Origin of the sequence: Micromonospora rubida (assembly GCF_009908295.1) — a bacterium.
Lineage (GTDB): Bacteria > Actinomycetota > Actinomycetes > Mycobacteriales > Micromonosporaceae > Micromonospora > Micromonospora rubida.
Window position 1 is genome coordinate 419,245 of sequence record NZ_JAAALO010000006.1, and the last position, 11,194, is coordinate 430,438.

General features: G+C 67.5%; 12 protein-coding genes and 3 pseudogenes. 7 read left to right on the plus strand and 8 right to left on the minus strand.

All coding sequences use genetic code 11. The features are described from left to right. Positions 1-25: 25 nt before the first annotated feature. Positions 26-400 (minus strand): nuclear transport factor 2 family protein, encoded by a 375-nt coding sequence (locus GVV04_RS23715; protein WP_161690525.1) that lies wholly within the window; start codon positions 398-400, stop codon positions 26-28. Positions 401-640: 240 nt separating this feature from the next. Here GVV04_RS23715 and GVV04_RS23720 point away from each other — a divergent pair, with 240 nt between their 5' ends. Beyond that, complete coding sequence (locus tag GVV04_RS23720) at positions 641-1,012, plus strand: DUF4259 domain-containing protein (RefSeq protein WP_161690527.1); 372 nt, start codon at positions 641-643, stop codon at positions 1,010-1,012. A 145-nt stretch (positions 1,013-1,157) separates the two neighbouring features. Here GVV04_RS23720 and GVV04_RS23725 read toward each other — a convergent pair whose 3' ends face one another. Further along, on the minus strand, positions 1,158-1,721 hold the full coding sequence (locus GVV04_RS23725; protein WP_201753970.1) for a hypothetical protein: 564 nt from the start codon (positions 1,719-1,721) through the stop codon (positions 1,158-1,160). Positions 1,722-2,275: 554 nt separating this feature from the next. Then, positions 2,276-2,494: a hypothetical protein gene (locus GVV04_RS23730; protein ID WP_161690530.1), complete on the minus strand. Its 219-nt coding sequence runs from the start codon at positions 2,492-2,494 to the stop codon at positions 2,276-2,278. Between the two features lie 315 nt (positions 2,495-2,809). On the opposite strand from GVV04_RS23730, the pseudogene GVV04_RS23735 reads away from it, so the two are divergent. After that, positions 2,810-3,412, plus strand: a pseudogene (locus GVV04_RS23735) (class I SAM-dependent methyltransferase); the annotation flags it as partial. On the opposite strand, the gene GVV04_RS34835 reads toward GVV04_RS23735, so the two are convergent. Further along, a complete protein-coding gene (locus GVV04_RS34835) occupies positions 3,333-3,593 on the minus strand; it encodes an Atu4866 domain-containing protein (protein ID WP_407938830.1) in 261 nt (86 codons plus the stop codon). The pseudogene GVV04_RS23735 and the gene GVV04_RS34835 sit on opposite strands and share 80 nt — an antisense overlap. Before the next feature lie 44 nt (positions 3,594-3,637). On the opposite strand from GVV04_RS34835, the gene GVV04_RS23740 reads away from it, so the two are divergent. After that, complete coding sequence (locus GVV04_RS23740; protein ID WP_235966822.1) at positions 3,638-3,874, plus strand: MmyB family transcriptional regulator; 237 nt, start codon at positions 3,638-3,640, stop codon at positions 3,872-3,874. Between the two features lie 72 nt (positions 3,875-3,946). On the opposite strand, the gene GVV04_RS23745 is transcribed toward GVV04_RS23740, so the two are convergent. Next, a complete protein-coding gene (locus tag GVV04_RS23745) occupies positions 3,947-5,071 on the minus strand; it encodes an FAD-dependent oxidoreductase (RefSeq protein WP_161690616.1) in 1,125 nt (374 codons plus the stop codon). Positions 5,072-5,099: 28 nt separating this feature from the next. On the opposite strand from GVV04_RS23745, the gene GVV04_RS23750 reads away from it, so the two are divergent. After that, positions 5,100-5,825 carry a TetR/AcrR family transcriptional regulator gene (locus GVV04_RS23750; protein ID WP_328822536.1) on the plus strand — a complete coding sequence of 242 codons (726 nt, stop codon included), beginning with the start codon at positions 5,100-5,102 and terminating at the stop codon, positions 5,823-5,825. A 152-nt stretch (positions 5,826-5,977) separates the two neighbouring features. Here the strand turns inward: GVV04_RS23750 and GVV04_RS23755 are convergent, their stop codons facing one another. Next, positions 5,978-6,568, minus strand: a complete 591-nt coding sequence (locus tag GVV04_RS23755) for a DinB family protein (RefSeq protein ID WP_161690534.1) — start codon at positions 6,566-6,568, stop codon at positions 5,978-5,980. Between the two features lie 56 nt (positions 6,569-6,624). Here GVV04_RS23755 and GVV04_RS23760 point away from each other — a divergent pair. From GVV04_RS23760 to GVV04_RS23770, 3 genes and pseudogenes are all read left to right on the plus strand, one after another. Next, positions 6,625-6,964, plus strand: a pseudogene (locus GVV04_RS23760) (YcxB family protein). Positions 6,965-7,235: 271 nt separating this feature from the next. Then, positions 7,236-7,583, plus strand: coding sequence for a hypothetical protein (locus GVV04_RS23765; RefSeq protein ID WP_161690536.1), 348 nt, complete (start codon positions 7,236-7,238; stop codon positions 7,581-7,583). Between the two features lie 373 nt (positions 7,584-7,956). After that, a pseudogene (locus tag GVV04_RS23770) lies at positions 7,957-8,675 on the plus strand (HAD family hydrolase). A 111-nt stretch (positions 8,676-8,786) separates the two neighbouring features. Here the strand turns inward: GVV04_RS23770 and GVV04_RS23775 are convergent. Together GVV04_RS23775 and GVV04_RS23780 are read right to left on the minus strand one after the other, a co-directional pair. Further along, entirely contained in the window at positions 8,787-8,981 is a 195-nt protein-coding gene (locus tag GVV04_RS23775) for a helix-turn-helix transcriptional regulator (RefSeq protein ID WP_028189453.1), read from the minus strand. 779 nt (positions 8,982-9,760) lie between these two features. Beyond that, on the minus strand, positions 9,761-10,525 hold the full coding sequence (locus GVV04_RS23780) for a PIN domain-containing protein (protein ID WP_161690538.1): 765 nt from the start codon (positions 10,523-10,525) through the stop codon (positions 9,761-9,763). Between the last annotated feature and the right edge of the window lie 669 nt (positions 10,526-11,194).

Below are 11,194 nucleotides of genomic sequence, written 5' to 3' on the forward strand. Positions count from 1 at the left end.
CGCCGCCGCGACCGTCGCCCCGCGCTCAGGCCGTGCTGATGTGGGCGGCGAGGATCCGCCAGCCGCGTTCGCCGTACGTCCACGTCCTGGTGTACCGGAGCCTCGCCGTGACCGGGACGCCACCGAAGGTCCCCGTCACCCGGCCCAGGAAGAACGTCACCCCGGTCGTCCCCTCGACGATCAGGTCCAGTTCCTCCTCCACCAGCTCGTCGATGACGGAGGTCCGGTCGCGGTGGGCGATCAGGTCGTCCTGCTTGGTGAACCTGTTCCCGTCCGGGCCGAAGGCGATCAGGCGCTCGTCGAGCAGCCCGTTTAAGGCGGCCACGTCCCCCGCCCGCTGGGCGGCCTGAAGCCGGCGCTCGGCGTCGAGCAACTCGGCCTCACGTTCGCTGTCCGGCATCGCGCCCTCCTCCTCAGACCAGGCCTCGTCGGCACGCCCGGCCGGTGCTCGGGGCGCTGCCGCTCGGCCGCCGGTTGTCCGGCCCGCCCCCGCGTACCGATGGTTCGGGAAGACGGCCGGGCCCCGACGTCACGACCCTATGCGAGAGTCGCCCTGGCCGCACGCCGGCGTCCGGGAGAACCGTCGGTGGGGCCTGCTTCAATACCGGTCGGATTCGAGCGTGGAGAGGGTGCGGACACCATGGGAACCTGGGGCAGCGGGAACTTCGACGACGACACGGCGGCCGACCACCTGTCGGACCTGACCAGCCGGCTGATCGCCGAGGTCACCGAGGCGATGGCCGGCGACCCGTCCGGGATCGAGCCCGACGACTACTGGGGCGTCGCGGTGCCCTGCAACCTGGAGTTGCTGCACCTCCTGGCGCGGCAGAACTACGTCGGGGCCATCCTGCCCGACCCGGCCACCATCGCCGCCTGGAAGACCCGGTTCCTGGGCGTCTGGGACGGGGCGATCGACGGCCTGGAGCCCGGCCCGGAATACCGGGCACAGCGGCGCGAGGTCCTCGTGCGGACCTTCGACCAGCTGGCCGAGCTGGCGACCAGCAAGAGCTGACGCGTCCGCCGTTCACCGGCGTACCGCCTGGTGTGTGCGGCGGCCGGCGATGCGGGACGTCGCGACCTTCGGGCGAGCCGCCGTCGGACGAGCGGACCGGGAGGCCACGCCTCGTCCCCGGGCCCGGGCCCCCGGTCCACATCGGCTAGATGATCAGCGTCTCGAACCGGCCCTCGCGGCGGCGGACGTGCCCGCGCCAGCCGGCGAGCAGTGCGATGACGGCCCAGCCGGCGGCACCGAAGGCCAGCGCCACCAGCCTCCCGCGGGAGTCGACCCGATCGGCAGCCCGGAGCGCGACCACCCCGTCCGGATCGGTGAGCACGACCAGCGTGCCGCCGATCCGGTAGCCGGGGTTGCTGCCCCGATAGATCATCGGCTCGTCGAGCGGCCCCTCGTCGCCCCGGAGGGTGAACGCGTGCCTCTTGCCGGCGACCTCGACGCCGACGATGGTCACCTGCTGACGGACGCCGCGTTCCTCCAGCACCGCCTCGGGGGCGAGCTGCACCGAACCCACGAGCACGAACAGGGCGGGCACCATCGAGAGGAAGGCCAGCCATGCCGCCCGGTGCAACACACCCACGGCGACCGCGAAGACGACGCAGAGGGCGAGGCCGGTGCTGATCGGCACCGCCTTCGGCCAGCCGACCGTGACGTACGCGACAGCCACGCTCAGCCCGGCGACGGCCAGGCCGAGCAGCACCACCAGCATGGTCCTCCGGACCGACCTGCCGGCCGACCAGGCACCCGCCACCGGAACGCGACCGGTCGGGGGCCCTCCGGCCTGAGCGATCCCGTACGGATACGGCTGGGGCTGGGCCGGCCTCGGCCGGTCGTCTCGCCCGTCTACTGGTCGCCAGGGGCCAGACTGCATTCGGCCTGGTGGGGTGGGGTGAGCGGGCACGGCAAGATCGTAACAGCGACCCGATACCCGCCCTGCCGCCAGCGGAGGCCACGCAGGGAGAGCACGCGTCACGTGCCGATGCGGGCGAGGCGCGCAGCGGACGCTCCCGGATCGCGGAGCGCCCGGCCACCCAATCAGCTCACCGAACGCCGTGCCCAGAACAGGGTGTGTCCGCTGGTGCCCTCGGGAACGAATTCCTCCGCGGTGATCGTCAGTCGTCGGACCAGGTCCCGCTCGTCGTCGCCGTCCATCCTGGTGAGACTACGAGCCCCGTACAGCCGGCCAGCCGCACGCCTGCGGACTGCTGCCCTGCGTGCGGCCTCCGACCACTGCCGCTACCGTCAGTCTGACGGAAACGACCCTCAGTGAGGCAGTTCGCGCCAGGTCGGGTTACTCCCGCGCCAAGCCCCGGCGAGGATGCTCGCCGAGCTGCGGCTGGAACACTCCAGCACCTTTGAACGGCCCTGTGCACCACCGATCTGCGCCTGAACTTCCCAGCGCTGACCATCAGTAAGGATGTAGATGTCGCGACGTCCCCGCGGCGTCGCCTCCCCGTTCCACCAGTGCTCCTCGACGTTCACCTCGCGACCGTACCAGGAGACGCCAGTACTGCCAGGATCGTGTCCCGGCCACCCGGCCCGGGCGGGACCCGCATCCGCACCCCGGCCCCTCGCCCGCTGCTGGCCCGCGCGCCACAGAGCCCTCGACTCAACCCGAGCAAACGGGCTCTCACCTGCGGCTTCAGCCGATCCGCCGTGTCACCTCCTGAGGCTGACGCGTCCCGCCTGATGCTTGATGGCTGATTTCGGGATTGTCGTCCGGATACGGGGCCCCAGTCCCGTATGCCGAGGAGCCGGGCGGGGTGGGTCCGCAGCGACGGCCGCTATAGTCGCGCGGTGAAGCTGGAGCAGGTCCGGCGGGCCTATTCGTCCGTCGCAGAGCTCTACATCGGGCTGTTCGGCACAAGCCAGCAGGTACACGCCGACGACCTCGCCCTCATCGGGCGGCAGCTGGCGGGCCGACCCGGCACGGTGCTGGATCTGGGCTGCGGACCCGGCCACATCACCGACTACCTTCGCTCGTTGGGCGTCGACGCAACGGGAATCGACATGGTCCCCGAGTTCATCGCCCATGCGCAGGCGGCCCACCCGGGCGGCAGGTACCAGCTCGGGTCGATGGAAGCCCTCGACGTCGCCGATCACTCCACCGCCGGCATCCTGGCCTGGGGCTCGCTGATCCACTTGCCGCCGCAAGATCTCGACGGCGTGCTCGCTGAGTTCCGGCGCGCAATGGCCCCGGCCGGAAGGCTGGTGACCAGCTTCTTCGTAGGTGACGAGGTCGCCGCCTTCGACCACAAAGTCGTGACCGCCTATCGCTGGCCCGTTGATGAGTTCTCCGAGCGACTGGCGCGAGCCGGCTTCACGGAAGTTGAGCGCCTACAGCGGCCCAGCGAAGGCCCTCATCGGCCACACGCCGCCATCGCGGCAATCGCAACCGAGGGGTTGGGGCGGATTCGTCAAGCATCAGGTGGGAATCGGCACGAAGTTCTGCAAGAACCTCCAGTTGCTCGCCGCGCGCCTCGTCGTAGCGGCCCTCGGCGGTCAACTCCTGGTGGATGAACCCGGTCGAATTGATCCACATGCCCACGTAGGGGGAGTTGGATGACGGCTCGGCCGGCATGAACGACGCCCGGGGACCGGCCGGCGCTGCAACTGGTCGCGGAACTGACCGAGCGGGCGCCGGAGTTCCGGTCACTGTGGGAACGAAACGACGTACGCGGCAAGACCCACGAGGCGAAGACCTTCCACCACAACGCGGTGGGCGACCTCACCCTCTCCTACCACGCCTTCGACGTACGGGGCACCGCCGACCAGCAACTGATCATCTACCAGGCCGAGCCCAACAGCCGCAGCGCCGAGGCCCTCAAACTCCTTGGTCTGCTGTCCACCGTGCACCACTGATCTTCCAGGGTGGGCAGCCTGATCCGAGGCGGCGATCCGAACGGCTGCGGTCGCCGGCTGAACAGCGTGTTCTCAGCCTGCGGACGCCGGTTCGGCGGGCCCGGCCGCGAAGAAGCGGATGATGCCTTCCGCTGCGGTGGGGGACAGCATCATCGCCTGGACTCGTGCGGACATTTCGGCGATCGGGTGCGTCCTGGTGAACATCGCCTCTTCGTACGCCCGGATCGCCGAGTCCGGGTCGGTGGGGTTGGCGGCGAGTCGGCCGGCGAGTTCGGCGGCGTCGAGCATGGCCTGGTTGGCGCCCTCCCCGACCGGCGGCATGAGGTGCGCGGCGTCGCCGATGAGGGTGACGCCCGGCCGGCTGGACCAGCGCGTACCGATGGGCATCGCTTCGATCAGGCGCGGCGTCGGCGCGCTGTCGCCGGCCTCGATGAGTGCGGTGAGGCGTGAGTCCCAGCCACCGAACATGTCCAGCAGGGCCTGCTTACTACGGTATGTGTCGATGGGGCGATCGTCTGCGGGCAGCGAGATCCCGACCCGCAGGCTGCCGTCGCCGAGGCGCTGCGCTGCCAGGATCTGGCTCACGCCGACGCACCACAGGTTCCCGGGGCCGACCAGCTCGGCGAGATCAGGATGACGCCGGTCGACGTCGCTGATGTTCAGCTCCACGAGGGTGGCCACCTGGGACAGCTGGACATCGGCCAGCAGCGCCCGGACGACCGAGCGCGCGCCGTCCGCGCCGATGAGGATGTCGCAGCCGGTTCGGTGGCCGCCATGGAACGTCAGTTCCCAGCCTCCGTCAGGTCGCGGGGTCGCCGCGACAAGCCGGCGCCCCCAGACAACCGTGTCGCCGGGGAGTGAATCGAGCAGAAGATCGCGCAGTGCGCGCCGGTCAATCTCGGGACGCCCGGAGAACGAGCCGGGTTGCGGCTCATGGTGCACCAGGGTCCGTCCGGTCGGGTCGACGATCCGATGTTCCTCGCCCTCGGGCCGTGCCTCCGACCGGAACCGGTCGGCGAGACCCGCCTCGGCCAGGGCCTGTTGCCCGGACTCCGGGTGCAGGTCGAGCGTGCCGCCCTGCGGCCGCGAGGATCGGCTTGCCTCCCGCTCGTACACCACCGCATCGATGCCGTGCTGATACAGGATTCGTGCCAGCGTCAGCCCGCCAAGGCCGCCACCGGCGATCGCGATTCGCATTCTCACCCCGTTACCGTACACTGTATTGGTGGATACACCGTACGGTAGCGAAGCGTTGCCCGTTTGGGAACGGCCCGAGCCCCAGCCGCGGGCGGTGCCGGTGCCGCTGAGCCGCGAGAAGATCGCCGCTACGGCGATCCGGCTCGCCGACGCGCACGGCCTCGACGGCCTGTCGGTTCGCAAGATCGCCAAAGAGCTCGGCGTCGGTCCGATGCGGCTCTACGACTACGTGATCAACAGATCCGAACTACTCGATCTGATGGTCGATGTCGTCTATGCCCGGATCGCCGAGGTCGACCAGCACTCCGAGTGGCGCGCCACGGTGCTGGCCGTCGCCCACGCGACCCGCGACGTCGCCCTTGATCATGAGTGGTTTTCCGACCTGCTCGGCGGAAGGCCACACTTGGGACCTCACGCGCTCGCCGTCGGCGAAGCGACCGCGGCGGCGCTGAGTCAGGCCCCCGGCGTGCGCAGCCTCGACGATCTCCAGCGGGCTCTGGGCGCCCTCAATGCCTTCATCATCGGAGCGGTCCGCCGAGAGGTCACCGAGCGACGCACCGCCCGTTCCACCGGCACCGACGAGGCCGCCTGGCAGGCCAGCCTCGGCCCCTACCTCACCCGCATGTTGAAAACCGGCAGGTACCCCACCGTCGCCCGGCTCGTCATCGACGGCGTCCACCTCGATGCCGAGGAAACCTTCAACCACAACCTGACCACCGTCTTGGACGGCATCACCAGCCGTCCCCGCACGTGACCTGCTGCTCTGCGGCCAGCCGCCGGCTGGAGCCGATGCACCTTGCTCGGACATCCGGATCTGCCGCGGATCGCGCGTCGCTGGGAGTCGTGACCGGCGGAGGAGGCATGGACCTGGAGGGCGGATACCGCTTGGGTCGGCAGGAGGGGCGGCTATCCGAAGCGGTCAGCCAGCTTCGTCAGCTTGGCGACGTACGCCGGCCAGTCGTAGTCGTCGGGGATGTTGGTGTTCTCCCGCCGAAGGCCGATCGCGGTGTCGTGCTGCTCACGCATGATGTCGGCATGACCGGCGTGACGAGCGAGGTCGCAGGTCACGTGGACGATGATCTTTTGCAGCGTCACAGCCTGTCTACCTGGCCGCCACCACGAAACCCGCCCCGGCGCGTCGAGCGGTAGCTGTTCGATCGTCTGATCCGCGAACACCCCGACGCGGCGATACAGGTCGATCAGCCCATCCTTCGTCTCCTCTTCCCGCGCGTACCAGTCTGCCTGCGGATCCTCGTCGTACGCCTGCATGGGGACCAGTTCCTCAGGCGTCGGGAACTCGCGCCCGAAGGTAGGCCCGAAGTAGCTGGCCTCGACATTGAGGCAATGCTTGACGGCTCCCAGCAGGTTGTTGCCGGTCGCGGTGCGGGGCAGTCTGGCTTCGCGTTCGCTCAGCCCGTCGAGCTTCCAGAGCAGGTCTTCGCGAGCCGCTCGGAGGTAGTGGTGCAGCACAGCCTTCGCATCGCCCAAGTCAGCCATGCCCGCGAGTCTTCCCTATCCGCCGAGCCGACGGACAGGCCCCCGACCGGATGCGGATGCGGAGCCCAACCGTCAGGCCGCCACCCGACCGCCCGGTGCACGAGGCGGCATGCGGGGCGATCGGCTTCGCCGTCTCGCAGGGGTTCGCACGGGGCGAGCAGATCTCGCCGCTGTGGATGGCGATGATCGTGGGTGGTCTGCTGTCGATGCTGTACTGGCCGTGGGTGCGGTTGCGCGCGCGGCGGGGTCACCCAGGTAAAGGACACCCCTGAGTTCTGGATCGTGTACGTCGGCCGGATGCCGGCGACCGTGATCCCACGCCGCTTGATGTCCGCCGAAGACGCCGAGACGTTGCGAGCCCACATGACCGAACGTGGGTTGCTCCAGTTGCGGTGAACCCCCTGCCGCCCGCAAGGCGCGGCGGTGGGCCCGCTTCCCGCCTCAGGCCAGTCCCTCACGGCTGCGTCACCAATCCTGCTGTCACAGCCGCTTGTGCGCACCGGGTCGGCCGCCCGGCCTGGTCGAACGAGCGGATGCCTGGTTCCCGTTGACGGTCGGTTGACACAGGAACTTCTTGGGTAGATCGTGGAATCGATGGAGGTCACTTTAACTCCGGGCTGAGCTGAGCTTCGGCCCCTACCCTGAAGGCCGTCCAGGAAGGACACCCATGCGCATATCCGCCAACCGAATCGCCGCAGGTCTCGCCGCCGCCCTGCTCACCACGCTGACCGCGACGCTACCGGCGTCGCCCGCAGCCGCCGGCGAGCCGGTCCAGAGCCCCGACCAGGGCCTGGTCTTCTACTCGAGCGAGCCGACCGAAGTGGTCGGCAGGCAGGCCACACCTGACGGCGTCTGCCACCAACTCCCGGCCGACACGACCTGGCTGCTCGCCTGGAGCGGCGGCTTCCGTAGCGTCCCCGGCTACCGGACCCCTGACTGCAGCGGTCAGGCATCCGAGCTAAACAACTTTCACAGCTGGCCGAAGGGCCATTACCTCACATACAAGGCCAGCTGACCCGTGTTCCCGGTGGTCGTTCGCGGACGACCACCGGAAAGGCGGCATAGCACCGGGTCCGGGATGCACGGACCACCTCTGTCGGCCGGTCAGCCGGCGGTCGTGGCGGACCTCGGGTTGGTCAAGACCGCCACCATCGAGGTACGCGTCCACAGCGCCGCACCCCTGTTCAAGCTGTTCATCATCAACGAGCAGGAAGCCTTCTTCGGCTTCTACCCCGTCGTCGAGCACACCGTCTCCGTGGACGGCAAGCCCATGGCGATCTACGACGCAATGGGCAAAGACGCCATCCTGTCCCGTTCACACCCAGCGACGAGGACACCAGCAACGACGCCCTGTACGTCGAGCAGGCCCGCGCCTGGTTCGACAGCATGTGGAGCACGATCGCCCGGGAGTACGCGTCGTGGCCGCCGACAACTTGGCCGCCCTCGTCAACCGCGCCCGCGTGATCCTGCTCGACTTCGACGGACCCGTGTGCAGCGTCTTCGCCCAGCACTCGGCGTCGACCGTCGCCCACGAGTTGCGCCGGCTACTCGTTGACCAGGCCGTGACCCTGCCACCCGAGATCCTGGCCGAACGCGACCCCTCGCCGTGCTCCGCTTCACCGCCACCGTCGGGCGCCCTGCCGTCGTTCGCCTGGTCGACGAGGCCATGACCCGCGAAGAGGTCACCGCGGCCCGCACCGCCGAACCCACGCTGTACGGCCGGGAAGTCATCGTCGCCGCCCAGCAGACCGGCCGCCGGGTCGCCGTGGTGTCGAACAACTTCGCCGGCTCCGTTCACGCCTACCTGAACGGCCGCCGGCTCACCTCGTACGTGCATCCGGTCATCGGACGCCCCGAGGCCGCACCCGAGCGGATGAAGCCGGAACCGTTCTCGGTGCTGGCAGCCGTGCGCGAGCTGGGCGCCGAGGTGGCGGACTGCGTTCTCGTTGGCGACTCGGTCAGCGACATCGAGGCCGCCTACGCCGCAGGGGTCGCCGCCATCGGGTACGCCAACAAGCCCGGCAAACGCGAACGGCTCGCCACCGCAGACGCCGTCATCGACAGCATGGCCGAACTGGTGACCGCCTTCGCCGTCGACGAGCTGTAGCACCACCACACCGCACACGAGCGCCCCGGGAGATCATCACCGGGGCGTTTCTCGTGTCATCAGTCGACGTGCCACCTTGGACCCACCTCCAGAGCCAGCACCCACCTAGAGCTAGTCCAAGTCCCCGCGCTTGGCTGCGATCCACGCCTCAACGTCTTCGGCAAGCCAGACGTTGCCCATCTGGAGCGTGGCTACCGGCTCAGGGAAGTCACGCCGGTTGGTGATCTGGTAGACGCGCTGCCGCGAGACGCCGCCCAGCATGGTCCGGATTTCCCCCGAACCCACCAACCGCAGCTTCTTGCCCATGACGCTGACGCTAGGCACACGCCGACTAGGCCTGCGTCAAGTTGATGGACGCCTAGTGCGCGCATACCCTGTTCGCTTACTCTTGACGCATGACTAGGTTCAAGTGGTTCCAGCGCCCAGGCCAACCCATGGACTACGTAGCCGGCGAGCCGACCCCATCCACGCACGACCGGGAGCCGCAGACACGGACCGGCCGATTCGCCACCCCGCCACCACGAGACCCTTCGACGACCAAGGCCAGCGCTTGGCGTTTCGTCAAGGCCGTCAAGCGCCTCAACCAGAGGTAAGCCATGCCGATCCCGCAACGGCGACCAGAACCCCCGTTCCCCGTCCTGCGAGCCGGCTACGTCGTCGACTTTCACAACCGCTCCGCGTGCTCGCAGTGCACGAAGGACGGATGCCCCAGCCTGGCGGACGCCAGAGAGACCCTACGCGCCTGGCGGAACAGGAAGAACCGCTCGTGAAGGCCGGCGATGTGCTGCATCTGACCCGCGCGGCAAGCCCCCAGTTCATAAAGCCTATCTTCTTCCGCCTCATCAAGATTCGCACGGAACTACACACCTATTACGGCTGGATGTGGATGGACGGCTACCAGCTAGACGGAAAGGGCGAAGCCGTAGCTCGGAGGGAGTTGTACGTGCTTCAAGCAGGCGTGCGGGTGCTGCACTCGCCTCCCACACCACAGAGACCTAAGAGGCAAAATCCCAATTCGGTTCAGGCGCACTGATCACGGCGTGAGGAGCGCGCCCGGGAAGACCTCGACCACCCTAACGAGGAATTCAACGGCTGCGTGCTCGCCATCCGAGATTTATGTATCCCTTGCTTTCAAAATTGAAACGCCGCAGCGCCGACGAGGCGCTGAAATCTACCTCTAAGCTATCGCTAGCGCCGTTGGAAACTTTCGCCCAGGCAACTTCGGAAGCAAACTCCGCCAAGACCCGATCTTTGGTGAGTAGCACTTCCTTCGCGCGGATCGCTGTCGCAAGAATCAGGATATCATTCCAAGAATTTCGGAAATCTACTTTCAGGTTGTACCGAGCTTCGAAAACCGAAAGTAGCGGCAACGCTCTTTCGGCTATATCCAGCGTGAGCGGCAGGTATCGGACAGAGCTCTTCGCCAACTTCCTGAAGTGGCTACTAGCATGCGAGAAGGCGGCTTTGGGTAACGCCTCTCCGGCGTACGCCATAAAAATCTTGGACCCAATTTCAGGTGACGCGGCACTCAACTTCAACAGTCGACAAGTGGCGAGGTGACTATACTCGACCACAGTGGGATGATCTTGGGTGAAGTCGATGACCAGTCGATCAGTGCGAGGCTTTCGCTTCGATGTTCTCAACCTCCCCATCTTTTCTCTGACCATGTTCGCATGCACCCACAGATGACTTTCATTCTGGATCAGCGGCAGATAGAACCGGTTATTCGCGTTTTCGCCGAACTGCATCCCGAAAATCTCTTGGAGGGTGGTGGACGCAACCGAGAAGTCAAGTTCGCCAACGCCGCCTCTAAGCGCGGCCGAGGTTAGCTGAGTGTCCAGCATCACCATATTTACCTCCATCTGGATGATCGGAGACTATTATGCCACCTATGATTAACTTCGTCATGGGGTTTTGCGCGACCCATGAGCAAGTGCGCTCTCATCGACCTGGCAGAACGTTGACCTGCGGCTAGCCTGCCACCCCTCAATCGCCGAACCTGTCGCAGATCACCTGGCGGAGTTGCATCCCACGTCAGTTATCGCTTCACACAAGTAAGGCTGTTGAGCTTGCCGAATTAATCTTTTTTGTATCAAGGCACCGCGCTCCGCGCGGTGTGGGGCGGCAAGCCCGGCCGGCGGCAAGCCGCCCCGGCCGCCTACGGCGCCGGGGCGGTGAGCCACCGACAGCCGCCGGGGCACCGCCCCACCGAAGACAGGGCGAGCGCCAGCGAGGCCGTGACGGAAGCCGGCGGGGCTGCTCTGGTCGGGTGGTCGGGGCTTCCGGCTGCCGCGCCAGTCCAACCCCGGGACTGACTTGCCACCGGGTCACCGAGTCGTGGCACCAGCTCCACCGCCAGGACGTGCCCGGCCCTCCCCCGCAGCAGCCGGCCTGAGCCACCCCCGCTTTCATGGAGCTTCTTGATCATGGTCTGATGGCCGTGGGGGAGGAAGTCGTCCGTGGCAGCACCGAAGAAATACCCCGACGAGCTACGTCAACGCGCTGTGCGCTTGTACCGT

Bases quoted from the DNA above. Each gene is read 5' to 3' on its own strand.
- GVV04_RS23715 (WP_161690525.1), bottom strand. From the start codon at position 400: ATGCCGGACAGCGAACGTGAGGCCGAGTTGCTCGACGCCGAGCGCCGG.
- GVV04_RS23720 (WP_161690527.1), top strand. From the start codon at position 641: ATGGGAACCTGGGGCAGCGGGAACTTCGACGACGACACGGCGGCCGAC.
- GVV04_RS23725 (WP_201753970.1), bottom strand. From the start codon at position 1,721: ATGCTGGTGGTGCTGCTCGGCCTGGCCGTCGCCGGGCTGAGCGTGGCT.
- GVV04_RS34835 (WP_407938830.1), bottom strand. From the start codon at position 3,593: ATGCCGGCCGAGCCGTCATCCAACTCCCCCTACGTGGGCATGTGGATC.
- GVV04_RS23745 (WP_161690616.1), bottom strand. From the start codon at position 5,071: ATGCGAATCGCGATCGCCGGTGGCGGCCTTGGCGGGCTGACGCTGGCA.
- GVV04_RS23755 (WP_161690534.1), bottom strand. From the start codon at position 6,568: ATGGCTGACTTGGGCGATGCGAAGGCTGTGCTGCACCACTACCTCCGA.
- GVV04_RS23765 (WP_161690536.1), top strand. From the start codon at position 7,236: ATGCGCATATCCGCCAACCGAATCGCCGCAGGTCTCGCCGCCGCCCTG.
- GVV04_RS23775 (WP_028189453.1), bottom strand. From the start codon at position 8,981: ATGGGCAAGAAGCTGCGGTTGGTGGGTTCGGGGGAAATCCGGACCATG.
- GVV04_RS23780 (WP_161690538.1), bottom strand. From the start codon at position 10,525: ATGGTGATGCTGGACACTCAGCTAACCTCGGCCGCGCTTAGAGGCGGC.